Source organism: Paenibacillus sp. QJM3NY_38, assembly GCF_056173265.1.
In genome coordinates, this window is the sequence record NZ_CM149665.1 from 6,734,995 (window position 1) to 6,760,689 (window position 25,695).

Here is a 25,695-nt window from a genome sequence, read left to right on the forward strand (position 1 = left end):
TTTTTTTTCACTTTTTGTTGGAGTCATCCAGCCTCTTAATTAATGCATTCAGATTCACCTGTGTTGGCATAGCAGATTCGCGGTTGGATTGCTGAATAGCCTGATATACTTCTTTACGAAAAATATCCACATCCTTGGGAGCAGAAATGCCGATGCGCACGTTATCGCCTTCCACTCCAAGCACAGTGACTTCAATCTGATCTTGAATAACGATAGATTCCCCCATTTTGCGTGATAGAACGAGCATCTTAGGCACCGTCCTTTCTATCCATTGCGTTAGTACTTTCACCAGCATCAACCCACAGAAGATGATTTGTCCGGTATGGGGAATTATGCAGAACGACCTGTCTTCCCAGCCTCAATTCTGTGTTCATGATGATCGGTGCCAGAAGATTCAAGCTGGAATACTCAACAGGGTCCTTGATCGTAACGATACTGCGGACATATATTTGATCTTCTTTTAACGCAAGCTCCTTACTCTCGCTCTCCTGCAATTCAAATTCATAATCGGGATAAAAAACAAAGGGATCAGCGATAACAAAAGCCAGTTCCTTCTCTTTCAAAGATTGAAGGTAAGCGAAAGGTCCCTGTTCTAATGTCAGAAGAGCAAACCTGGTTTCCTTTTCAAATCCAGGGATCCCCTTGGGGAACTCATAAGTTTGTTCTTCTGTGATCTCCAGACTGCCCCACGTTGAAGTCTCTATAAGCATATTGTTTACCACTCCTTAAAAATATAAAATACATAAATGAAACAGAAAAGCCATAGACGCAATTTCAGTCATCTACAGCTCTCAAACAAGTTTATAATTGAATGTCCAATTCAGGCGGTGTAAAAGATACAGAAGGATACTGTCTCATATAGACACGTACATCCCCCATCTGATACAACGTTTCTGGCCGGTTCACTTTCACTTGAATATCTGTCGAACCCTCGTGATAAGTAATATCTGGAGGTCTGGTATTTATGCGGACGTCCACATTATCCATCGATGCGACACCCCTGAATTCCGGCATACGGGGAGTCTGCCAATCTCCACCCCAAATGGCTGCAATCGAGTTTCCCGGTTGATGAATCGCAGCCATTCGATTACCAAGCTCTACTCGATGAGCTATTCCCTGCAAAAAGATCTGCTGGATCCCCGAATATATTCGAGCATTCATCTCCAAGGGATTACCACCATGATATGCAGCCCAAGCTTTTGACTGATCTATAGACAGTTCCGGTTGATGCTTGCGAATCTCCCACTGACCTTGTGTGGTCTTGATTTGTAGATCAGCCTTTGCTTGGCGTATGGAAAATTGACCCGGTTGAATATCCAACCCTATGAGACCTGGGGTCTGATGAATTTGTAGAACAGGCCGCATGACACTACCCTCCTCAGAATTATCTCAAAAAATCAACCAGAGATGGTTGAATAATTTTTGCACCGGAAGAAAGGGAGGCATTATAAATGTTCTCCTGAATCTTTGATCTCATGATTAGTTCTGCATAATTCGCATCTTCTGTCTTCGATTGCAGTTCAGTCAAATTAACCTCCAGGTCTCCTAAACGACCTTGCATGAGTTCAATTCGATTGGTTTTGGCCCCGACCTCAGCTCTTGTACTTAGAATTTTCTCCATACGTGAATCAATGTTATCCAGCTCATCGGATATTTTATCATACTCCCCATTGGCAAGAGCATCACTAATCCGATCCATCAGCACAAATACACTAACCTGCCCTGATCCAAAAACTTCCGTTCCAGTCACATTTATAGAAAGCTGCACACTCTCGCCGACCATATACTGAAGTTCACCTATGTCTGTTGTTACGGAAGCAGCCCCGGATGTATCCGAAGTACCATCAGCGTTGGAAGGAAAATCATAGGGCTTCTTATCATACTCCTGACCATTAAAGACATACTTTCCATTCAACTTGCTGTTGGCTATGTCAACCAGTTGTTCTTTCAATTGCCCCATTTCTTCCTTAATGCTGTCTAAGGCAGATTGCGGATTGGTTCCGTTAGCAGCTTGTACACTCAATTCTCTGACCTTTTGAAGTACATTGCCTGTCTGGTTTAGGACAGTATCATTAAACTCTAACCAGGAAATCGCATTGTCTACATTTTTCTGATACTGTTCATTAGAAGCCAGTTCTGCTCGGTATCGCAAGCCATAGGTAATGCCCACTGGATCGTCTGAAGGTTTGTTGATCTTGCGGCCCGTTGCCAACTGAAGCTGTGTTTCGTTCATTCTCTGGGCATTCCGATTTAAGTTCAACATCATTTGACTGCTCATCATATTGGATGTAACTCTTAACATACTATTTTATCCCCTTCCCTGTTAGCGGCCTACTACACCAGTAGAATTAATCAATTTGTCCAGCAACTGATCAAATGTCGTTAAAAAACGGGAGGCTGCGCTATAGGCGTGTTGGAACTTGATCATATTCGACATTTCTTCGTCCAGCGATACCCCACTAACCGATTGACGCCTGCTTTCCACTTGCTGAACCAAGAAAGTGGAGTTCTCCGTCTGACGTGAGGCTTCCTGTGCCTGAACACCCAGTTGTCCAACCATGGAACTGAACATTCCGTCAATAGTTGAGGTGCTTGTCCCCCCAGGTATAGTAAACGGTGAGCTTTTTAGATTTGTGAGCATGTTAGCCAGATCATTATTACCTTTAATGACTGAGTTCCCGTCACCCGAAAGACGCATCGATGTCGCTATTTTATCTGGATTATCCGAAATCACCTGGTTCAACCGGATGTTACCAGCAGTGATGTCTGTACCTCCATCTGCCGCTGTGAAGAATGGCACTCCCTTGTCCGTTGTTCCGTCCATGGAATACCCAAGCGCGTGCAAGCCATTAAAACCTTTCACCGTGGTTGAGACATCTTTTTGTAATATGGCTCCTTTAGGAATCGATTGCCCTGCGGTGATAAGGCTTATTTGTCCATTAACAAGAACTTCCGCATCGGAGGTCAGAACTGTTCCTTCCGGAGGCATTGCACCCGCAGGTAACGTCACTTGCACGTCTCCATTCACCAGCGTGTTCGCCATCGAATTAAGCTGATTCCGGCAATCGACTACAAAGAGGTCCTTGGACACCATCATCCCATGTACTTCTCCGCCTCTAAGATTACCACTGCTAAAGGCGGTATTTAAAAATGCACTGTCAACATTAGCCGCTACTTCAGCTCCCTGCACAAGCTCTTGTCCGCCTAACGAAATGTTGTATCCCACTTCAGAATCAGTCACTGTAATATTGACAATCTTGGATAGCTTGTCTGTCAAAAGATCACGTTGATCCCGCAGATCGTTAGCATTGTCGCCCAGCCCCTCAATACGGTTAATCGAACGGTTGAGATCTGCTATCGTGGTAAGATAACTCTGAATTTCGTTTGCCTTGATTTCCACATTCTTATTCAAATCTGCAGTCAGATTATCCAGTTGTCGACTCATATGATTAAGCGCATCTGTCAGAGATTCCGCGGTTTGCTTTACAATTTTACGTGCTGTCGGGTCCTCAGGGTTCTTGGAAAGCTCTGAGAAGGAATTCCAGAACTTATCCATCACCTTGCGGATACCCGTATCGGAAGGCTCATTGATAATCGCCTCCAATTTATCCAGTGTATCGTATTGGATGTTCCAGCTGCCAAACGAGCTGTTCTCACCACGGAACTGATCATCCAAAAACATCTCACGGATACGCTCAATATCATTAAACTCAACGCCGGTACCCATCTGTCCTGCGACAGTGGAACGCGACAAACCGTAGGCTTCCATCGGAAGGGAAGCTTGCATCTTTACTACTTGCCGGGAGTACCCCTCCGTATTGGCATTAGCAATATTATGACCTGTCGTTCCGAGTGCGGCTGTCTGCGTAAACAGGCTCCGCTTGGCTGTTTCTAATGAATGAAATGTAGATCGCATGATAAAATCCTCCTGTTTACGCTCGGGTATCGAAGAGGCCCGGTCGTCCTGTACTGCCGCCTCTTTCAGACGGATGGTGATATGTGACCTCGTCTTGTATTGACTTTCCAGTCAACATATCGAGGGAAAAATCGATAAAGTCAAGAGATTGCACCAACAACTGTTGATTCAGATCATTCTTTATCTTAAGCTCTTGAAGAGTGCGGGATAAGCGTGACTGGACATCCAACAATTTCTTTTTCTCCTCCGGGTCGAATACAAGCCGTGTTAGTTCAGTAACTGTTAACTCCAACTGCGACTTAATTCCCCGACTCTGCAAAAAAATATATGCAGCTTCCACGCGGTCCCGTTCCAGTCGTTCAATCTCCTTCATTCCTTTAGACTCCCGATTCAGCAGCTGAACTACAGTGTCTACATCGTTCTGGATAATGGCTTGCTTCTTAGAGTCAGCCACAGCCAGCATCTCAATATATACCATTTGGAGCCGCTGAAGGGAGTCAGTTATTGCCTGTATCGTTGTATTCATGTCAAACATCCTCAGTTCTCAGGAAACTGCTTGAAGTAAGGTAGCAGCTTTTCCACTAGTTTGTCAGCACTCACGTGATAAGTCCCTGATGAGACCTGTTCTTTCAGCGATTGAATTTTCTGTGCCCGTTCGGTGTCTGTTGTTTTATCCTGAGCCTGAAGCATCTCCATAGCTTCCGCGGAAATGGATACTTCGTCTTTCCTACGGTTTTTCTTCTGTTCTTCTTGTCGTGGCATATCCATATTGCGTTGATAGGAACTAACACCACCAACACGTCCTGTCTCGTTAATTTTCATTTCGCTCACCTTCCTCTTTATAAAGGTTGTATGAAAGTTAATTTATGTTCATTAGATGAATTCATTATAAAACAACCGATAACCTTTACTAAGATTATCGGCGGATATTGAAACATATTTAATAGTTCATTTGTATCGTTTGCTTAACGGAGTTTATCTATAGCACTGTAGGCGCCATTTCCTCTACGATAATCATCCGACCCACTCTTATCATCAGATGCAGCCTGTCGTAGTTCTTTGGTTAAGCGCGCTCGGCAAGAATCACACATATTACTTTCACGGATTAAGGTCCCACAAACCTCGCAAGGATAAGTCATATTGGGAGCATCAGCTACCGATATTCGCCCTTCCTTGATAAAGCGGGTAATTTGACGAATTGAAACCCCTGTCGCTTCGGAGACCTCATTTATTGTAGCCCCTTTTTGTTCTCTTAGAAATTCAACGCAGCGTTCGTATTCCCGTTCAATATCCTTCAGACAATTGCCGCACATTTCCTTGAGATTCAACGCGTATAGCTTCCCACATCTAGGACAATTCCCTATGTTCATGATAAACCTCCACTGGCATAATATATCCCTATACCTATGCTCCCAATTATATCATATGCTCTATTCTAACGGATACATATGAATAGTTCCATCAGCCCATTTTCGTGCACCATTTATTTTTAACACACAATTCTGGAATTTAAATACATATCTATATTATCGGATGGATCTAAACTTAAATTAAGAACGTGCCCATGTTAGAGAGAATACCTCAATTGGTATCTGAATAGTAGAAGCCCATCGATGCAACATCCGAGAACAAGCATTAACTGTACTGCCTGTCGTATAAATATCATCAACCAATAAAATTCGTAGGGGTGTAATGATTGAATTTTCTTTCATTCCATCCTGCAGATCCGTTGAACCTGAATTTACAATCTTCTCTACGGCATTTATATTAATCATGAATACATCCTTCATATCTTTAATACGCGTAGCTCGATTCTTAAAACTTTGCTTATCAGAGTGGCGTTCTCTAGTAAGTAATTCTGCGTATGGAATAGATCTCTTCAAGGCTATTCCTCTACCCAGTACCTCAGCTTGATTGAACCCTCTTTCCACTAATCGTTGTCCACTAACTGGTACGGATGTGACGATATCTATCTTCCAAAATAATGTTTCGCCCTGCTTCGTGTCCTTATTGTCCCAGAATCGAGAATGCTTCAGGCTTCGGTCCTGATACTCTCTAATCATAATATCAAAAGCCTGATCTAACATCATAATCAACAAGGGAGCATATCTCTCCTGACCACGGTATTTATATTGGGCTAACCACTCACGCATTCTCTCATCATAGAGAACGGCACTGCGATTAGCTATAAAATAACGGCGCTCATCAGACGACCTGCTGCAATCTGGACATCCGATGCCTCGTCCACATCGGATGCATCTTGGAGTCAAGATCCATGGAATAGCTTTGAAACATGCTTCGCAAATACCATACGGTTCTCTTAGTGAAGCTGTTCTTTTCCCACATGTTAAACAGTTCACTCCAACTGGCGCAAGTAAACTCTGAATATGACTCGTAAAATTTTTGAAGTAACCTAGCATTATCGAAACTCCCATCTATAGCAAAAAATCATTCTCACATAAATCTGTTACTCCCGTAAATACCCACCCTTACGGGCGATTCTGTTCATCGCCTTAATTTGCCGGACTGCCGAGCTTTGGCTCCGAGTCCATTGGGGCGCAGCAAATACCACACGTCCTGCCGGATCATCCTTGGATCGGCCCGCGCGGCCGGCCATTTGAATCAATGCAGCTTCGTCAAAAAGCTCACTGTCCGCATCTAAAATAAACACGTCGCTCTTCGGAACCGTTACCCCGCGTTCAAGAATGGTCGTTGTTACAAGCAAGCGAATCTCACGGTTACGAAAGGCCATCACTTTGCTTGTCCGTTCCGGATCAATGGATGAAGTCCCTTCAATCGGCATATTGGTTATGGCCTTTCGAAGCAGCTCCAGAATTGGAGAAATATGCTTGATGCGGGAAACGAACAAGAACACTTGAGCACCACGGGATAGAGATGCGCTCAGACTGCGAACCAAGAGTGGGGGAAGCTTTTTTTCCTGTAGACAGCGGTTCACCGTCAAGATTTTCAGCTTTTGTGGAACGGGTAACGGATGACCGTGGAAGCGTGCGGGGACTTTGGCATGTGGCAATCTGCCTGCAGCCGCCTCATGCTGTAATGGCGTTGGCGGAGTGGCTGATAGGTAGATATACTTTCCCCCTATTTTGCAAGCGCCCTTGGCCGCGAAATCCAGCATCGGATCGTTATGATATGGGAATGCATCAATCTCGTCGATCACGACCAGGTCAAAAGCTCTCTTGAAACGCATCAGTTGATGCGTCGTTGCCAGTGTGACGCTCCCCCTCTTCCAACGGTCCGGACTTCCCCCATATAACGTGACCACCGTCTCCTCGGGAAAAGCCTTGGATAAACGTGGTGCCAGCTCCAGCACCACGTCCCGTCTTGGTGCAGCAACCAACACGCGTCCACCCGCATCCAGAATAGATTGCAACAGCGGAAAGATCATTTCCGTCTTTCCGGCACCGGTCACCGCCCAGATGAGAAACCGGGCGGTGACCGCGGAGCCCCCTGCGGGCGGCTCCGCCAAAAACCGCAGCGCAGCGCCAGCGGCGGCGCTCTGCGCTGCGCTAAGCCCCCACCGGCCCAAGGCCGCGGTGGGGGAACCCCCGGCCGTGCCCCGCACGGCCGATCCCGCTGCGCCATGCAGCAGCAGGGCACAGGCGCGGCTGCGCCCCATCGCGAGGCAGGCCTCGCAATAGGCGCAAGCCGCCGAGCCGCACGCGGCGCATGCCGTGCGGCTTCGGGCCTCGCTGCCGCATCGCCGGCAGCGGGGGGCCATGGCCCGGCGGCGCAGCCAGCCGGGCGCACTACGTGGGGCGGGCTGATCCAGCCCCGCTTCCAACCGCAGGCGGCCCAGCAGGATGCCGAGCTGGGCCGCGGAGCGCCAGTCGCCGGTATCTCCGGCGACCTCCGCCAATAAGGCCTCAACCTCGCCGGCAAGCAAAGCTCGTCCTGCCATGCACTGAATCAGCAGCTCCGCCCGCTGCATCAACAAACCCCAATCCTCAGCCTCGTTCCTATCCTCGATAGAGTAATTTACATACGATCCGTCCAACATCTGAATCCCCTTAAACAAAACACTCCACTGCGTTCTGCTTCCTTCAGGCTCATGTAATAAGAACGAACTTAAGTTCTGGTACAAATATTTCTGCCAATCCGATTTCTCCCATTGATCCATGTCTTGGATAGATCGAAATCTCTCTTGAATAACAACCGCCCATCCAAGTGGAACCCGTGTTGATAACAGCACTAATGACAGGGCTCTCGTCTTCTCATCCGTCCATCTATTCACTTCACACCACCATCGAATATCCACCCGCATATCCAGCGAGAGATAACACTCCCATTTCTCTGTTGTTCGAACGGCATATACGGCAATCTGCATGACATCAACTCCAATATCGAGACATATAAGCTGGTAAAAAGCCGAGTGCTGGTTACGTTATTAAGAAGCGCCTACTTCAAGATTTCATATCTACAGCTACCAACTCCTATGCTGAGAACATTACATTATGAAACAGATCCTTCTCACGCTGTCATATGTTGAATCTGTCACCCCTTCTTTTAGCTGCCTTATTCCCAATTCTCCAGCTCGGGTACACGTACCGCTACGAGGGACAGTCAATCACATAGAACCAAGATCGGAGTTGAGTGCAGGAGGTTCAGTGAGGTTCAGCCATAGACAAAATAAGAACAAACACGCTTGGATGTGGCAAAGCCGCTCCTCTCCCCAGAAAAACAAAAAACACACCCCTCGCTTACGCTAGGAGTGTGCTTCACGCCTTTAACAATATGAATACGAACCTGGTAACCAAAACAACTTGCAGATGTTTATCCCTGTACATATGGAATTCGAACAGCCTCCATCGGGTTTCTTAGATCGATCCGTATCACTTCTTCTTCATTCGGATCGGCATCCACTTCCCGTGATGCCGAATCATCGGACCTCCAAGTCCCATATACCAGTTCAATTCCGGACAAATGAGTCAATCTCTGGACAATCTTCAGTGTATCATCGTACGACTGATCATCAAGGACGGTGACACGCACGCGCGTCCCGCTCAGCAGGGCATACCATGAAAGGGCTCTCAAATACCATTCCACCTGCCGCTCATGGTTGGACGTGATCAGCACATAATGCTTACGCCGCCCCGTTCCTTCACCGGCTCTTCTGAGTTGACGGGCATGCACAATATGAATCAGAGCTACAGCAATCCCGTACACCGCGAGTATCCACAGCAATTGGGCAACCATGAGACTCACCTCCTTCTCTTATCAACAATATATGCTGATCAGGAGGGGACGGTGACAGTGATTTAACCAGAGCCCACACGGAACTTTATGGGAACGGCTCAAACACCGTAAGCAGAACATCTGTCGCAGCTTGTCTTCACGGAAAGACCAGACCACCTTTTGAAATATGTCTTATTGCGATACCAAGATGGCCCACTTCGAAGTTTATACATGCCTGATATCTTAAGAAGAGCATCATCGATGTAAATTCACGAAAGACATACCGCATGCCTAATTAGATTTCCTTGCAATATCAAAAAGACCCATACTTCGAAATTTATACTTTCTGATATCTTAAGATGAATAACTATGTAATGACCTTCACGAAAGGTCGACCTCGCTGAATAAGTTCTTCTTATCATAATCAAGGTTGTTCAGCTTCGTTGGAAACTTTTAAATTCCATATCATAACAAAAAGGAACCGCCCTTGGCAGTTCCCTCCCTATGTAAGACGCGTCCGTGCATTCGGATCGGCGATTACAACGTCACCCAGCCATATTTGATCGAGTTGATAACCGCTTGCGTACGGTCGTCCACTTCCATCTTCTGCAAAATGCTGCTGACGTGGTTTTTTACAGTTTTTTCACTAATGAACAGGTACTCCCCTATCATCTTGTTGCTCTTGCCTTCAGCCATTAGTCTAAGCACTTCCGCTTCGCGCCTTGTCAATGGGTTATTCTCGCCTGCCACGAATTTGACTCCAGCCTCACGCGAACCGCTCTCAGCCATAGCGCCTGCTTCGTTTACATAAGTCATCCGACGGAGCTGTTGAATAAGCTTGCCCGTAACCTTCGGATGGATAAATGCATATCCCTCATGTACCGAACGAATCGCATTAATCAGTGACTCGGCTTCCATATCCTTCAGGAGGTAACCGTTTGCTCCCTTACGGAGCGTTTCAAACACATAACTTTCGTCGTCATGAATCGACAGAATAATAACTTTGATCTCAGGAAACATTTCACGTAGTTTCTCAGTTGCTTGAACGCCATTTTCGGTAGGCATGTTGATATCCATCAGCACGATATCCGGCTTCACTTCATTACAGAACTCAAGTACTTGAATTCCATCGCCGCATTCTCCGATTACGTCAATGTCGTCCTCCATATTCAGTATACGCTTCAGACCCTCCCTAAATAGCTGGTGGTCATCCGCTAGTAATACTTTTATAATCGTGTTCTCTTTTTCCAAATGTTCCATCCGATTACTCCTTTCTCTTTTCTACGTTCGTCGGGATATGAATCACGATCTTGGTTCCTTGATTCTCAGCTGAATTGATCTCCATTCTCCCTTCGAGCAGCTCAACCCTCTCCCGCATGCCAATTAACCCAAAGTGGTCCTTGCTTTTCTGCTCCAGCAAATCGACATTGAATCCCAGGCCATTGTCCTGTACAACGATTTTGACCAATTGCGCCTGGTACGTGATTTCAACAAGCACATAAGTCGGGTAAGCATGTTTTGCAGCATTCGAAAGTGCTTCCTGCACCAACCGGTAGATGGCAGCCTCCATCGCAGAAGAGAGACGATGCTCTTTTCCCCGTGTCTCGAAGATCGTGCGGATTTTCGATTTCTCTTCATAATCATGCACGTATTTACGCAGTGTGGGGATTAATCCTAGATCATCGAGTGCCATTGGACGCAGATTGAAAATGACTTTTCGCATTTCCTCCAAGCTCGATCGAACCTGGCCCTTCAAATCTACTATTTCGTCCTGCACCATCTTAAATTCCTGCTTTGCGAGCATTCTTTCTACAATTTCCGTCCTAAGAACCAGATTCGCCAGCAATTGTGCAGGTCCATCATGAATCTCTCTGGAAATGCGTTTCCGTTCCTCTTCCTGCGCCAAAATAATTTTGAGACCAATGACCTGTCTGTTTTTCGCAGATTCGATGATTCGGGATACCTGCCCCAGCTCTCCGGACAAGTATTCCAATACCACGCCCATCTGAGATCCGATCGATTCTGCACGCTCCACGGAGTTCTCGACATTACGAACCCGCTTCTGCAGCTCATCTCGTCTTGCCTTCAGATACATTTCCTTTTCCCGGTAGATCATGAGGTCAAGCTGAAGCTGCGTCGCTTTCTCATACGCCTGCTTGATGTCCTCTTCCTTGTACCGGACAAAATCCCGGCTGACCTCGGTCAGCCGGATCCGGGAACGGCGGTAGTTCAGCTCCAGCTGATCTACCTTCTCTAGGGTTTCCGTCGTTTCTTTTAATGTCCGCTGCAGTTCATGATTGAGAGACGCGAGCTCCTGCCGCGACGCCTCCAATATTTCGAACATTTGGTATTTGCTGTCCTCCATCACTTTGATGGCATTTTTTATGACACGGTCGATGGCATCGGCTTGATAATCCACGCACTCTACTCCATTTCTAACGTTTCATATACATATCATACCATATCACGATTCGATCGTAACGGTCTTCGTGTTCTTGTCCCATTTTACTTTAAGGCCTAATTGCTCGGAAACGAGACGAAGAGGGACCAAAGTCCTACCGCCTTGAACCATAGGTGCTACAGCCGCCGAACTGCGCTTACCGTTTAGAATGAATTCCTTCTTGCCGACCGTCAGTTCCATGAGCATGCCGCCCCTCAGGACACCCACCCGCTGAGCGGATTGGTTCCAGGTTGCTTGCCCGCCGAACGCGTCGAGCACATGCTTAATCGGAACGTAAGTCGTTCCATTCTTCAAGATTGGCGCCGAATCAATTGCCACTTTCGAACCATTCAGCATAAGCGATTTTTGCCCAATGGTCATGACCGCCTTGCCTGTTGGAAGACCTTCATTCCCGGATAGGGACGGCATCGTGAAGCGGATATCGTCAAAAGATACAGCTCCTGTCAATGCACGCTCATCCTGGCCTTCTTCCACGTTCACCACATACAACCGCTTCATCTGTGCCGGGAATGCAATGTTATATCCGCTGAGATCGATGCTCAGTGTCTTCCAGCCGCTCCAATCAATTGCCTTAGCCAGATCGACGTACACGGTTTTCCCATTATTATCCTTGAGCTCGGCGCGCAGCCAGTTCAGGCTGTTATCTCCCTCCACATCGATGGTCATGGCCGTTGCCTGTGCAGGGATCACTTTGCCAGTTGCGCCATTCAACTCGGCGTAAGCGTACATTTTTTGCCCTAATCCGCCTGTCATATCATAGGTCAAGTTCAAGACTTTAGATGATGCTTTTGCTCCGCTGCCATTTTTGATCGCTGCAGCCCCGGTAACTGCCGGCACATTGGTCGTGAACTTCACCGGGTAATTCACATTTTCGAAGTTCTCCCACGTGCTCTCGCCCGCCGCCGACAAAATAACGACCGTGCTAAAGCCGTCATAGCGTGCGATCGCATAACCGACTTTCGTATTGCTGTTCACGGAGGATACGGTCAGGCGGCCGTCTTTCACGCTGCCTTTAAATCCGATAAACTCCCATTTCAGCGCACTGCTCGGAACCTCCAAGCTTTGACCGTTGCCTGTTACGGCCGTCACCGGCACGGAAACGCTCGTTCCAGCCTGCAGCGGTGCGCTTGATACGCCGGTAGTCAATGCAACAAGATCATCCGCGCCCAGCACTTTGACTTGCATCGTAGCTTTCGTGCTGCCGCTTACTGCCGTCAGTGTTGAGGTACCCGGCTTTGTCGCTTTTATGCTTTGTCCGTTGACCGCTAGATTGCCGTTGCTGGACTTCCAAGTCGGTTTAATCGAACCTGCCTCAATTGGATTATAGTAAGTATCATAGCCCTTCAGTTCATACGTGCCGATCTGGCCGATCAGGAGCGTGTTGCTTCCGCTTACTTTTAAGCCCTTCAAGCTGCCCTGAGGTGCCGTGGAGAACACGCCGAGTGCGTTAACGATGCTGCGCTGCGTGGTGCCGTATTCCGTATTGAAGGTCAGCTGCGTGTTCATCTCGGCAAGTGGACGGTTTACCATCGTTGTCGATCCGCCGCCGTCCAGGTTCATTCCCTTCCATACTCCAACCTTCGTCATGAAATCCTGAAGCTGCTGCAGCGTCATGCCTTTGCTGTTATCGTTGCTCTCCGTGGCAATCAGGTAAGCGTAACGCCCGTCTTTGGAGTATCCTACGGCTGTACGTGCCCTGCTTCCTCCAATCGAATTCACGTTTCGCGAGAATGAAGTTGCCTTGCCGTTATCCACCAGTATCGTATGGCCGCCAATCATCATTTGGAGTGTAGATGGGTCCAGTTCTTTACCTGATTTTTTGGACACCAAAGCATAATCGGCTTCCAGCCTTTGTCCGACTGCCAGATTTTGTTTCACGAACTCTGCCGCAGCCCCATGGGTTCGCAAGATGTAGCTTCCCTCCGGTATCGCTGTTTGCAATCCTGCCATTACTGAAATATCGGTGATGACCCCATCCGTTACCATAACCTCCGTAGGCGTTGTCGAGCTGTTCTTAGGACGCTCAATAGCCTTCCAAGCGCTGGTGTAGATATAAGCTGAATTCGCATGGCTATACGTTGATCCGGTGCCCTCAGGAGCATATGATGTTTTGTTCATACCCGCGAGTGGGAACGAGGCTCCATTTTCAGCTGTAATACTCCCCGAGAATGCAAACTCATCCAGAATTGGCGTTCCATCGTTCGTTACTCCAAAAGCATACATGCCTTTCAGTTCCGATGGGGTTGACATCAACTGACCGTTCGATACTTGAGCACCCATCGGAGCCCCTTCGCTGCCGGTATTAAAAAAGTCACCGTTAATAGCAGCAACCGCTCCGTTCTCCTTAGCCATTCCGCCCGTGCTTTGTCTCGTTGTAAATTGATTCCCTTGGCCTGTCATGACATCCAGTTTTACGTACTTGTTGTTCAAGTCCACTCGAATGACATTGGCCAGCGATTTTGCGCCAGTACTGTTGATATACTGATATTTCATTAAAACCGCACCGGAAGTAATGATTTCCTCACCAAGCTTCTTAGCCGATGTTGATGCCGCATAAGCTACCGAGGATGTTGATAGATTCCCTATCACTGGTATTCCGCTGCTCAGCACAGGACCTACCCAGATGACCCCTGCCAATGTAATAATCAACCATTTCTTGCCTACACCATATGTTGTAGACTTCAGTGTTTTCCCCTGACTAACCATGTAATCGTAACTCTCCCATCTCTCGTTCAACACGGATGCCGAACATATAAAGTCTCTAATTAATAGACTTCATTTTTGCGGAAAAGTTACGAATTTGTTATAAAAAAACACTTTCGCGTATCGTACACCAAGTCTTGTACAATTTGTAGCGGCATTTTTTAGGAGTCTATGTAAATCAATCCTATGTTACTATATTTTCTTGCAAAAGTAACTAGTTTGTCATAAATTATATTCCTGATTTTCCATTTATTAAATGAAAATCTGATAACGACAATAGTTCATTAGCTTTTTTAATTATTGCATTTTTGTCATATTATCTGGTTCAGCTGAGTTGAATCTCTACTCTTAAATAGAAAAAAAAGCAGAAAAAAGGCATGCACCGATTTTTTTCAGAAGAAAAATTAAATCAGCACATGCCTAAATTTTATATCTGTTACATATCTTAAAATTACCTTAGTTTACGCCAGCTTGTTCTTTCAACGCTTCCGCTTTGTCAACGCGCTCCCAAGGAAGATCGAGATCCGTACGTCCAAAATGTCCGTAAGCAGCGGTTTGTTTGTAGATCGGACGGCGAAGATCCAGCATGCGAATGATTCCAGCCGGACGCAGGTCGAAGTTGTTACGCACAAGCTCAACCAGCTTCTCTTCGCTCACTTTACCTGTTCCATAAGTATCTACACTAATCGACACTGGGTTAGCGACACCAATAGCGTAAGCCAATTGAATTTCGCACTTGTCGGCAAGTCCTGCAGCAACCAGGTTTTTAGCCACGTAGCGAGCCGCGTAAGCAGCGGAGCGGTCAACCTTTGTAGGATCCTTACCGGAAAATGCACCGCCGCCATGACGAGCGTAGCCGCCATAGGTGTCCACGATGATTTTGCGGCCTGTCAGACCAGCGTCCCCTTGTGGTCCACCGATTACGAAACGGCCGGTTGGGTTAATGAAATATTTAGTTTCTGCGTCCAGCAATTCAGCCGGTACGACAGGAAGAATAACTTGTTCTTTAATATCCTTCTGGATTTGCTCCAGCGTTGCTTCTTCGGCATGTTGAGTCGATACTACGATCGTATCCACGCGAACTGGCGTATTGCCATCATACTCAACCGTTACCTGGGTTTTACCGTCCGGACGCAGGTATTCCAGCGTACCGTTTTTACGAACCTCGGACAACCGACGAGCGATACGGTGAGACAATGCAATCGGAAGAGGCATCAGCTCTGGGGTCTCGTTCGTTGCAAAACCAAACATCAGACCTTGGTCACCAGCACCGATGTTCTCGGTTTCCTTGTCCACTTGGGAAGGATCACGATTCTCCAGTGCAGCGTTTACCCCCTGTGCAATATCGGCAGATTGCTCATTCAGCGATGTCAACACCGCACATGTATTGGAATCAAAACCGTATTTTGCACGGGTATACCCGATTTCCTTCACGGTATTGCGTACGATGGATGGAATATCCACGTATTCAGATTTAGTGCTAATTTCACCAATGACCAAAACAAGACCAGTCGCCACGGAAACTTCACAAGCTACGCGTGCGTTCGGATCGTTAGCCAAAAAAGCATCGAGTACCGCATCAGAAATCTGGTCACAGATTTTATCCGGATGTCCTTCAGTTACGGACTCAGATGTAAATAAACGTCGCCCTGTTAAAGACATGAGATCAACCTCCCATATGAATAGTATGTGATATATCAAGAGGTCCTACACAAAAAATGAACCTTTTCCGACAGGAAAAGGTTTGAAATGTACAATCCTCAACATGCATATTAACTTATTTGTTACCAGGTGTCAATCCAGTAAGTAAGCTGTTTTTCAAGGATTTTCTTGGGTTTTTCAATCATTTCAATCAAGAATAAGTTCCACTTGTAACTGAAAAACGACTACAGTCTACCGAAGAGACTTTGTTCAGCGTTTCGAACCAAACGTTTAGTGATCTCTCCACCAACGGATCCGTTCTCACGGGATGTTAGATGTCCCCATCCAGGACGACGGCTGGCAGATCCACCTCCGATGGTTCCTAACTCAGAACCAAATTCCGTATCGGCTCCATTGGAACCGCTACCATATCCTACAGGCAATCCAAACTCTGCTGCAATTTCGTATTTCATTTGCTTCAGCATTTCACGACTCTCCGGTACCACTTGACGGTTACGACTGCTGCGTGCCATGAAAATACACCTCCTGTATTGGTTTTTACAGAAGTATTATTTGTCGATTTCAAGGCACTCACACGTATAAAACGTTGTCACAACTGGCAATAATTATAAGAGAATTATACCGGAAGAAAGTTATTGCAATGCAACTCGGAGGATAAAAGCAATACCAGTAGGTTCTAACGCCCCTAGTTGTCGATCACTATTTAATGGTGTAACCGCCGCGCACCATGACAATCAGATTGCTTGTCTGTCCTTCTTTCACCTGGATACCGCGACCTTCACGCGGGAAGGAAAGCAAATGGTTCTTGGGCGCCGTTTCTCCATTTAACAGGTCTTTACCGTCCGTTAGGTCCGCAACGCCGCTAGCGACTTCTGTGTAGATCACAGCATTACCTGAACGCACGATGAACTCCGTTCCTGCGTCGGCAATTAGAATCTTGCCTGGCTTCAGCGCAACGTTCTTGACTTCATCAGCACCTTGGGATGGCTGAGTTGGATTTGTAGGGTTTGTTGGGTTCGTAGATCCTCCACTACCGCCATTCAACGCTTGCTGTATTTGTTGGTCTACGTAGCTCTTGGTGACGACTGGGTCGTCGGTGGTGCCTGGGGTGGTGCCGGCGCCAGTTGCAGTGTTGCTGTACACTGAGCCAACCCATACACCCACGCCGATAGCCAGCGCGAACAGTGATACTTTCATATAAGGTTTCATACGGGGTTCTTATTCCTCCTAGGTTAATTCATCTCTATTTAACTATAGAGAATAATCAGAACCTCGACAAGTGAAAACTTCTTGCTCTTAGTTTTGCTGCGAGGTTGTTAGCAAACATCATAGCATCTGTGATTTTATCCAAACAAAAAAAGTCTGTCCCTAAGGACAGACTTTCTTAACTTTGATATTAGTAAGCAGAGGTAGTGATGCTAATTGTTTTATTAGGAGCCGCAATATTAGCAGTGAAGACTACATCATCACCATTAGCCGCAACAGTGTACCCTGGCAGTTTACCGCTAAATGCAGTTGCGATCAAACCAGCGATAGTTGCTTTAGAGTCACCTTCGGCAACATCAATTGTTACTTCTTTGTTAACTCTGCCATCTGTAAACTTCACTGTGTTTTTCCCATCTCGGGTAGCACCTGCAGTTACAGTAAGTGTAGCCACCTGTTGAGTAGCAGCCACTGCTGCTCTACCTTCGATCGCAGTAGTGACTTCTCCATTAACAGATCCTAACAAGCTGATTCGAACATTTTTAGCTGCTGGAGCTTTTGTAGTAAAGGTCACTACAGAACCATCGCTTGTAACATCATAGTCCGCTGTTAAAGCAGTATTAAATGCAGTAGCGATAGCAGTTGCTACAGCATCTAAATCATCACCAGCTGAAATTGTAATAGTTTCACTGGCAGTGCCAGATCCATCATTGAAACTTACTACCAAATCGCCAGCTTCAGGAGTTCCAGTAAGGGCCAATTCATTCACTTGTACTTGGCCAGGATCCGCAACTGCACCAGGAGTAGTGTTAGCGAAAGATGTTCTAACGCCTGTTGGAGTAGTTACAGTACCAGATGTTCTGTACTCACCTGATTTACCTGCAAATTTATCAGGTTGAACAGCATTGCGAATAAATGTTGCATTATCTTTCACACTAACAATGTACACAATGTTATCAGGATTGTTATCTTTGAAAGTAATCGCCAACTTATTACCCTCAACAACCTCAACTCCATACTCATCTACGGCTTTCAGCGCATCACTATCACTAGGTTTGTCAGCACGTTTAACAAGAAGATTTGCTGCCATGCCTGCTTTATCTGCAGTAGCATCAAGATTTGTTGTGAATGGAAGTTTTACAGTACGATCAGTTTGAATAAGAACTGTATCAGTTGAAATCGCAACCTTCGGAGCCACTTCACCTACTGTAGTTACGTTTACAGCACCAATTTTCTTACCAGTGTAAGTTTGAATGGCGTTATTGCTTACAGTAGAAACGCCGCTACCTGTAGATACATCAGAATTAGTTTTCAGAGTGACTTTATTGCCACTGATAGATACTGATGTTACTGTTGTTCCTTCAACTCTAAAGTCGCTAGCATAAGCGTTAGCGATAGCTTTATTAAATGCAACCTCAATAGTTCTGCTGTCTTTTTGAGCCGCAGAATTTGCTGTCAATGCTACCTCATTCAAAGGATCAGTAGTAATCCAACCAGTAGCCTGACCTGTCTTGGACTTCAGTCCAGCAATGCTTACAGATTGAACAGTTCCAGGGAATGTTACCTCTGTTCCTTCAACGTATTGAGGGAATACCAATACAACTGATTTACCATTCTCGAACACATTCACTTGAACATCACTTGGAAGAGAGATGTTTTGTGGTGTAGCAGAACCGTTTTTCACGAATCCAATATAGTAATTAGCACGATTATTCAATGTAGCAAGGTCAATCTCTCTATCGAAAGTAAGGGAAACAGTACGGTTAGTATTGTTAACATCTACACCATAAGCTTCCAAGCGCGGTGCTGCACTGTCACTTGCCAAGAAAGTACCTTCATAAGTTACCATAGTGTTAGCAAGAGCTGTTCTGTCCTTAACATCAGATACTTTCAGGTTATAAGTACCGGACAATTTAGAGTAGAACTCTACATTGTAAACTTTATGATCAGATCCAGCCTTTTCATGTACAGCTTTAACAGGAATTACATCACTGCCTTTTTTAACAGAAAAGAATTTGATGTCGTTAGCACCAATTTGAACCGGCTTATCAAAACGTACTGTCAACTGATTAGCTACGTCCGTACCAAAAGATACATCAACCACTTTAGGTTGAACAAGGTCAACAGTAGCTGTTACTTTATGCTCTTTTTGAGCATTTGCATTACCAGAATAATCCTTCACTTCAACAAACAGAGTGGATTCATAGCCTGGCAGACGGTTGGCTTGATCAAATTGCACTTCGTAAACATTAGAAGCGATTTGAGTTACCTTACCAGTCTTTTTGCTATCTCCATTCTTCCAGTAGAAGCTGTCATTTGTTACAGAATTCGGATCAATTTCTTCATCAAAAGTAACAGTTACTTTTTCCAAAGTAGCAGAGATCTCAGTTACTTTAGGTCCTTCAGAATCAACTGCTGCTGTGAAATCAGTGCTTGCTGCCAAGGATTTCAGACCAGCGTAGTCTTCAACCAAAGAAGTTGTCAATTTGTGCGCACCTTCAGAGATAGTTCCTGTGTAGTCACGCAAGATCACTTCTCTTTCGTTCGCACCAAGAGTTACAGAACCAACATAAGCTTTATCATCCAATTGGAAGTTGCTGCTTGTTGGGGTCTTGATCGGCTCGGAGAAAGTTACTTTGATCGCTTTAGTACCCAGAGCTTTTACTTCTGTTACTGTAGGAAGTGTGTTATCAGCAGATGTGAAGGAAACTTCACCTTGCGGCACCACAGAACCTTCGGAATTCTTAACGTTTTTAACTACAACCTTGTAAGTTGTACCTTGAGTGAACGTTCCAGCGGAAGTTGTGTCTAACAGGATACGAGCCGTTTTACCGTCTTCCAGCAAAGATACCGATTTAACTTTTCTCGAGTTGGAATCAACAGTGTAGTTATTTTTGTCAGTTGCAGTAGCTTTGTCTACTTTACCGTCAAATACTACATCAACTTCTTTCAGGTTAACGGAGCTTGCAGACTCAACCTTAGTAGCTGCTGTTACAACCCATGTTACACTTTCAGTGTACTCGTAGTTGTTATGTTTGAACTTAACTTCAGTAGCTGTGTTAGCTTTCAGAGCTGTTTCCAGTTCAACTTTCACTTCTTCGTTGTTAGCAAGTTTGAAAGTTACAACTTTACCGCTCTCAGTAACATCATAAGAAACTACTTTTGGTTTTTGTTGGGACAGGTAGATTGTGTAAGCAACTTCAACCAGTTGGGAACGGGAAGCGTTCGCTTTAGGATTAGCTTTAGCGTCTACCAGACCAGCGTTGATTGCTGCTTGAACATAACCTTTAGCCCAGTCAGAAGCGTTGTTATCAGTTTCTGTTGGAACTTCAAGTTTCTGAGCAGTAACGAGAACCTTCGCCATTTCTTGAACGGTGATTTTACCGTTGAAGTCGAAGATCATTTTCGTTGTGTTTTTACCTTCCATCAGACCAGCAGCGTATACTGCTTCTACATAAGGAGCTGGCCATTTGTCAGCTTTGTAGTTTTTGTCTTTGAAAGATGCTTTGCCTTGAATTGGCTCAAGACCCATGATGCCCACGAGAACTTTTGCAAATTCAGCGCGAGTCATTTCTTTGTCCAGGCCAGCAGTACCGTCTGGATATCCAGTGAAGATCCCTTTTTCTTTCAGTACATCAAATTTCTGTTGTGTGTTAAGCGCATCGTCACCGAATGCAACAGAAGCAAACATGGAGAATGCCATTGCTGTAGACAGTGCTACGGATAAAATTTTCTTCATAACCTTTTTTTCTCCTCCTTGAATCATCACTTGATTGTTTTCTTTAATTTGGTAGCTCTTATCACTCATTTGTCCTGCACCTCCTTTCTCGAGTTGAGCGTAAATCATAAATGATGTCTGTGACGATATCACAGAATCTTGTTAACGAGAGAACACTACAAACATAGATTCCTAATCCTACCTAGGTATTATACAACGAGTCCCATACTCCGTAAAGAACATTTTTCTAATTAATAGACAAGTTTCTTGTTTCGGATAATCTTGGGTTCCTCATTGGGTTCTACATTATAAACGTTTAATTTCCCGAAAAGTTGCGGCAGTTGCAAAGTTTTTTTAAAAATATTTCTGAAATTATTTTTGAATCGCATAACAACGACTTAATTACATTTTACGACAACAAAAAAAGACGCCTTGTAGGCGCCTTCTGTAGAATACTATCGAATCTTCATAGCAAGCTGGATAATACGTGCACGCATCTCTGGATTACTGTGCAGCGTTTCGTACATCAGATCAATCTCCGCTTTATTCGTACGATATGTTTTGTCATGTTTTATTGTTGTATGAGACCACTGGATCAACGCATTCTCTGCTGCTGTCATTTCGTTAAATGAATCATGAAAGCCTGTCTCAACAACGAGTCCCTCCATGACTTCCTGAGTTATCTCATCATGAGCGGCACGAGCCAGCTCAATCTTCTTCTCCATTACTTTGGCTTTTTCCTCGAACTTGGTCTTCGCCTTCATGTAGTCGAGCTGCGCTTTTGATAATATCGGCTTCATAAATTCATCTTCACCCTCTAAAAATAGTATGTGCTTCCGCTATTGTAGCGTATTCTACACAAAATTACAAAACAATGTAGTTGGAAATAGGTGCCTCGATCTCTGACGATAGCTCTAACACCAAGGCCTTATTGAATTAGCGCCGCCCGATTCCGTGGGAATCGGGCGGCTTTCCATCATATATCTTTTTCTTAGAGCACTTTTAATTTTGCCATCATTCTTTTTACAATCGTTGCGGTATCCGCACGGGTTAACACCCGATTCGGATCGAATCGATAAGTTGGTTTTTTCTCGCCTTCCCGCATCGAATTCGGAATGCCCGTGATGATTCCTGCCTTCGTTACTGCAAGAATTGCTGGATAGGAATAACTGGACTTAATCGTGTTAGCATCAGTGAACTGCTTCTGCAAGCTGGCTTTGTCCTTCTCGATATCCCCCAACTTTAAATTCATGGCACGAGCCAATATGTTCGCAGCCTCTTCACGAGTCAGGACAGCATTCGGTCCGAACACTCTTGGGCCCGTACCGCGAATAATGCCTTTGCGAGCCGCAGTTTCAATGTACCGGTAATCCCACAACGGAGTTATGGTATCCCCAATGTCATCAAAGGTCAGCTTGTCCACATCCGTGTCATAATCCAGCGGAATATTCAGCGCTTTAACCAGCAGTGTTGCAAATTCACCGCGGGATACTTCATCGAACACCCCAAAATTATTCGTATAGGAAGCGTTCATGATCCCACGTGCGAGCATAAGCTCAATGTCTGCTCTTGCTGTCTTATGTGCAATTACATCATCGTAACTATAACGCAATGACATAACTACGTAATAACCAAAACCGTTAAACGGTGCCGTGACAGTGTTCTTCTTGGCATCTACTTTACCCCCAAGGTTCACCCAATGGGTTCCGTTACTTGAGTTGTTAGTCGGATTCAGCCAACCAATGGCCAGATTGTCTGACGCTGAGTTCACGAGTTTGCTATCGTATTTTAACGTGATTGTCCCGGGTTGCGTTGGTTCCATCCAATCTTTAGCTGTTAACCGGTGCATTAAGTCATTACTTCCTCGTGTACTGTATGGATGATCAGCCTCCGTCAACTCATACTTATCCAAGTCAATGGCAGCTTGATTGATGTTATCGAAATATCCTGCGTCCACCCAATACAGATTCGATGCATGTCCAAAGTGATCTACAGGGCGGAGCATCGCCTGGATACCTGTGTTCGGCCTGATAAAATCAAGCCTTCCATCTTGCTCCTCCTCATTGGATACTTCTCCAACACGATTGTACTCTTTGAGAGTACGTCCATCGACCGGATTAGCTATGCCGAAGATGATATTACGCTCATCAAAAAGGTTGATGGTCGGTGCGTCATCCCCTCCCAAAGCTTGTCTTAATACCGTGCCCTTCGGAACATTCATAACAAGATTGCCATCGAATACGGATACCTTCCCTGACTTCGGCAAGCTTGTCTTGTATTGCGCACCTTCTGAAGCTTCATTTGAATAAGTAATATCGAATGATCTATTCTTCTTCTCTTCACCGGTTACAATCGTATACTTGATCGTATTCTTCCCTTTTTTCAAATTCTTGACTTCCAGTCTAAAAATACCGCTGTTTGTACTTGATTTCACCATCTTTTCCTTACCGATCAGAATATCATCTGCACCATCCGCCAAGATGCTTACCATTACGAAATTTTGCTTCACTACACTTTCCTGCGGAAGTTTAGGTGACAACAGCAGTGCATCCGGCACTTCTCTTGTAAATTCAACGGTTTCGGAGGTTGATGTAGACTGTATACGGGAACCGATCGTGACGGCTTGAACCCCTGTCCTTGGCAATTCAATCTTGTTCAGAACCACAATAACTTCCTTGCCATTATCAATAATCGTGTAATAATCCGAAGGATTGTTTCCAGCTATATCACTAAGAAGTTTACCACCCTTAAGATTCCATTGAACTCCTTCCTTAGTAAATGCAGCATACAATCCGCTGCTTGGATGGCTAAGATTAATCGTTATTTCATCGGTATCCTCAACTGAAAAAGTCAGTCCGAGACTTTTCTCGTATGTTGAATACTGCAATTGTCCTGTCTCTCTAAACACTTCCTTATCAATATTACTGCCCGGATTAGGAACGCCCATCGCATTCACGAACGGGGTTATATTCTTGATAACCGAAGCGTTATTATTGAAGTAAAGCACCGTAAACTCTGTCTTCGGTGTACCAGAATCCGTCGTTATGGTGATTTTATTAGGGCCGGGCAACAATTTAAACAAGTCAGATCTCAGGCTCTTATCCACACTGAAACGCCCATCTTCCACCTTTACAATTTCACTGGTGCCATTAACCCTCACTATAATTTCTTCAGGGTCAAAGTTTACCACACGTCCCTTAATGCTTGTGAATTCTGATTCCGGGTCTTTGAAGACTTTATTATTATACAATTCGTCAACTTCAATAAATGGCGCCGACAGGAACGTAATTGGCAATATTCTAGAGTCAGTTAATTCTGTCCCATTAAAAAGCTCAATAACTAATGACTGTTCTCCTGAAGGGAGACTTCTAATAATGAACGTTTCTCTACCATTAATTGTAGCTATGGGGTCATCGTATACCAGTCCATTTGCATTCGCAGTTGTCCTTAACTTGAGTTCCCCGCCATTTTGAGTAGTAACAGATATATACAGTGGCAGTTCGCTTACTGTCAGACTGCCTCCTTCAGGGAATTTGGATTCGGTAAAGCCACTCCCATCAGGTAATAACCGATGAATCTCCTGAATTACCGGGGAACCATCACTGCGATACTTGAAAGACAGTTCCCTTACCTTCCCGCCTACAATAACCTTAAGTACGTATTCGCCATTATTATTCAGTTCTATATCGGCCGAAGTCCTAAACTTATATCTAACCGTGTCGCCCTTTACACTAGCATTATCACGGTTCAACTGAATAACTTCATTAGCGTCGGCCATTGGTGTATTTTTGTTATTAGGACTGAACAATTGGATCGTTGCTTGAGTTGCTGTGTTATCCTTATCTACTATAATTTCACCGGACAATCTACCTCTATTCACGGTGATGACCTCTGAAGGACCGATACTTTTCTCAGCGAACTCCGGTTTGTATAATGTAATGCCTCCTGGTGGATGGTACACTATCTGTCGGACTATAGTCTGTTCCTTCGAATCGGATCGTGCGACAATCACCAATTGGTTGGCACCATCATTCAGACGAATACCTCCAGAATAATAGGCATCCCCACCTCCCGCAAACATGGTAACACCGTTTACGGTCATGCTCTTGCTGCTATTCGCGGCTTTTACCGAAATACTGATGGTTTGCCTTGTGGTAATGACAGGGTCCGGAGACACTGCCGGATCCGGCAATACAGTCCCGTCAGTTAGAGAGACTTCATAGATCGCAGGCGCATCCGTATATTTAATATAACCGTCCTTACTGACGGATTTACCCAGATTGTTCACACCCGAGATCGTAATTTTATTGACTCCCGAATACAATCTTACATTCACTAATTTAAAAGTGCTGGCTGCCTCATCCACTACTGGCTTAGATCCCTCTCCAGAAGGGAGACCTTGGTCATCCATGCGCTGTATGTTGTAAGTGATGGAGTTGGGAACGATCCCCCAGTAAGTACCAGTAATGTCAACCGTCCCCCGGTTTTCAGGAGTTGGTGTTTTTGAGTCACTGCTTATACTGTCAAAGTAGAAAAATCTTGCTCCGTCTTCATCCGCTGCAGCAGCCGGTAGTGGCGGCACCAAAGTAAATAATAAAGCCACGGCAAGCATCAAGCTGACCCAGGACTGTAACTTCGTTTTCACGCCTCGCTCTCCCTTCTGCTGACCTTCCAACCCAATCGACTCTTGTTTCGTTTTGGTCACTATATTCCCTCACTTTCCAAAATCACATGTTAAATTTCCTCTAATTAATGTATCGGCAACACAACCACCATTATTTAGAAAATACACAAAAAAGCCTCACCCTTTTTTTGGGCAAGGCTTGTCTATTGTGACAC

The 25,695-nt window shown here is 45.3% G+C and carries 20 protein-coding genes; all 20 read right to left on the reverse strand.

Annotated features, from left to right (window positions below):
• Nucleotides 1–7 precede the first annotated feature (7 nt).
• The 20 genes from csrA to AC0VZ8_RS31440 all read right to left on the reverse strand — a co-directional run bounded on the left by csrA (nucleotide 8) and on the right by AC0VZ8_RS31440 (nucleotide 25,561).
• A complete protein-coding gene (gene csrA / locus AC0VZ8_RS31345; RefSeq protein ID WP_475485399.1) occupies nucleotides 8–247 on the reverse strand; it encodes a carbon storage regulator CsrA in 240 nt (79 codons plus the stop codon).
• A gap of 1 nt (nucleotide 248) precedes the next feature.
• The gene (fliW, locus tag AC0VZ8_RS31350) at nucleotides 249–710 is read right to left on the reverse strand and encodes a flagellar assembly protein FliW (RefSeq protein WP_475485400.1); all 462 of its coding nucleotides are present in this window, start codon (nucleotides 708–710) and stop codon (nucleotides 249–251) included.
• A 91-nt stretch (nucleotides 711–801) separates the two neighbouring features.
• Nucleotides 802–1,365, reverse strand: a complete 564-nt coding sequence (locus AC0VZ8_RS31355; RefSeq protein ID WP_475485401.1) for a DUF6470 family protein — start codon at nucleotides 1,363–1,365, stop codon at nucleotides 802–804.
• Nucleotides 1,366–1,384: 19 nt separating this feature from the next.
• Nucleotides 1,385–2,302 (reverse strand): flagellar hook-associated protein FlgL, encoded by a 918-nt coding sequence (gene flgL / locus AC0VZ8_RS31360; RefSeq protein ID WP_475485402.1) that lies wholly within the window; start codon nucleotides 2,300–2,302, stop codon nucleotides 1,385–1,387.
• A 21-nt stretch (nucleotides 2,303–2,323) separates the two neighbouring features.
• Nucleotides 2,324–3,916 (reverse strand): flagellar hook-associated protein FlgK, encoded by a 1,593-nt coding sequence (flgK, locus tag AC0VZ8_RS31365; protein ID WP_475485403.1) that lies wholly within the window; start codon nucleotides 3,914–3,916, stop codon nucleotides 2,324–2,326.
• Nucleotides 3,917–3,932: 16 nt separating this feature from the next.
• Nucleotides 3,933–4,442: a flagellar protein FlgN gene (locus tag AC0VZ8_RS31370; RefSeq protein ID WP_475485404.1), complete on the reverse strand. Its 510-nt coding sequence runs from the start codon at nucleotides 4,440–4,442 to the stop codon at nucleotides 3,933–3,935.
• Between the two features lie 11 nt (nucleotides 4,443–4,453).
• Nucleotides 4,454–4,738: a flagellar biosynthesis anti-sigma factor FlgM gene (flgM, locus tag AC0VZ8_RS31375; protein WP_475485405.1), complete on the reverse strand. Its 285-nt coding sequence runs from the start codon at nucleotides 4,736–4,738 to the stop codon at nucleotides 4,454–4,456.
• 143 nt (nucleotides 4,739–4,881) lie between these two features.
• Nucleotides 4,882–5,286 carry a TIGR03826 family flagellar region protein gene (locus AC0VZ8_RS31380; RefSeq protein WP_475485406.1) on the reverse strand — a complete coding sequence of 135 codons (405 nt, stop codon included), beginning with the start codon at nucleotides 5,284–5,286 and terminating at the stop codon, nucleotides 4,882–4,884.
• A gap of 180 nt (nucleotides 5,287–5,466) precedes the next feature.
• Entirely contained in the window at nucleotides 5,467–6,336 is an 870-nt protein-coding gene (locus tag AC0VZ8_RS31385; RefSeq protein WP_475485407.1) for a ComF family protein, read from the reverse strand.
• A 47-nt stretch (nucleotides 6,337–6,383) separates the two neighbouring features.
• The gene (locus AC0VZ8_RS31390; protein WP_475485408.1) at nucleotides 6,384–8,261 is read right to left on the reverse strand and encodes a helicase-related protein; all 1,878 of its coding nucleotides are present in this window, start codon (nucleotides 8,259–8,261) and stop codon (nucleotides 6,384–6,386) included.
• Nucleotides 8,262–8,707: 446 nt separating this feature from the next.
• Nucleotides 8,708–9,130 (reverse strand): hypothetical protein, encoded by a 423-nt coding sequence (locus AC0VZ8_RS31395; RefSeq protein WP_475485409.1) that lies wholly within the window; start codon nucleotides 9,128–9,130, stop codon nucleotides 8,708–8,710.
• A gap of 516 nt (nucleotides 9,131–9,646) precedes the next feature.
• Nucleotides 9,647–10,369 (reverse strand): response regulator, encoded by a 723-nt coding sequence (locus AC0VZ8_RS31400; RefSeq protein ID WP_071219809.1) that lies wholly within the window; start codon nucleotides 10,367–10,369, stop codon nucleotides 9,647–9,649.
• 4 nt (nucleotides 10,370–10,373) lie between these two features.
• On the reverse strand, nucleotides 10,374–11,528 hold the full coding sequence (locus tag AC0VZ8_RS31405) for a sensor histidine kinase (protein WP_475485410.1): 1,155 nt from the start codon (nucleotides 11,526–11,528) through the stop codon (nucleotides 10,374–10,376).
• A gap of 45 nt (nucleotides 11,529–11,573) precedes the next feature.
• A complete protein-coding gene (locus AC0VZ8_RS31410) occupies nucleotides 11,574–14,276 on the reverse strand; it encodes a phosphodiester glycosidase family protein (RefSeq protein ID WP_475485411.1) in 2,703 nt (900 codons plus the stop codon).
• A 453-nt stretch (nucleotides 14,277–14,729) separates the two neighbouring features.
• Entirely contained in the window at nucleotides 14,730–15,935 is a 1,206-nt protein-coding gene (metK, locus tag AC0VZ8_RS31415) for a methionine adenosyltransferase (protein ID WP_194539927.1), read from the reverse strand.
• Between the two features lie 224 nt (nucleotides 15,936–16,159).
• Nucleotides 16,160–16,447 (reverse strand): alpha/beta-type small acid-soluble spore protein, encoded by a 288-nt coding sequence (locus AC0VZ8_RS31420; protein ID WP_113061596.1) that lies wholly within the window; start codon nucleotides 16,445–16,447, stop codon nucleotides 16,160–16,162.
• Between the two features lie 187 nt (nucleotides 16,448–16,634).
• Nucleotides 16,635–17,144 (reverse strand): hypothetical protein, encoded by a 510-nt coding sequence (locus AC0VZ8_RS31425; RefSeq protein ID WP_475485412.1) that lies wholly within the window; start codon nucleotides 17,142–17,144, stop codon nucleotides 16,635–16,637.
• Between the two features lie 187 nt (nucleotides 17,145–17,331).
• On the reverse strand, nucleotides 17,332–20,946 hold the full coding sequence (locus AC0VZ8_RS31430) for an S-layer protein (RefSeq protein ID WP_475485413.1): 3,615 nt from the start codon (nucleotides 20,944–20,946) through the stop codon (nucleotides 17,332–17,334).
• Nucleotides 20,947–21,311: 365 nt separating this feature from the next.
• A complete protein-coding gene (locus AC0VZ8_RS31435; protein ID WP_071219815.1) occupies nucleotides 21,312–21,656 on the reverse strand; it encodes a hypothetical protein in 345 nt (114 codons plus the stop codon).
• Between the two features lie 191 nt (nucleotides 21,657–21,847).
• Nucleotides 21,848–25,561 carry an S-layer homology domain-containing protein gene (locus AC0VZ8_RS31440; protein ID WP_475485414.1) on the reverse strand — a complete coding sequence of 1,238 codons (3,714 nt, stop codon included), beginning with the start codon at nucleotides 25,559–25,561 and terminating at the stop codon, nucleotides 21,848–21,850.
• Nucleotides 25,562–25,695: the final 134 nt, after the last annotated feature.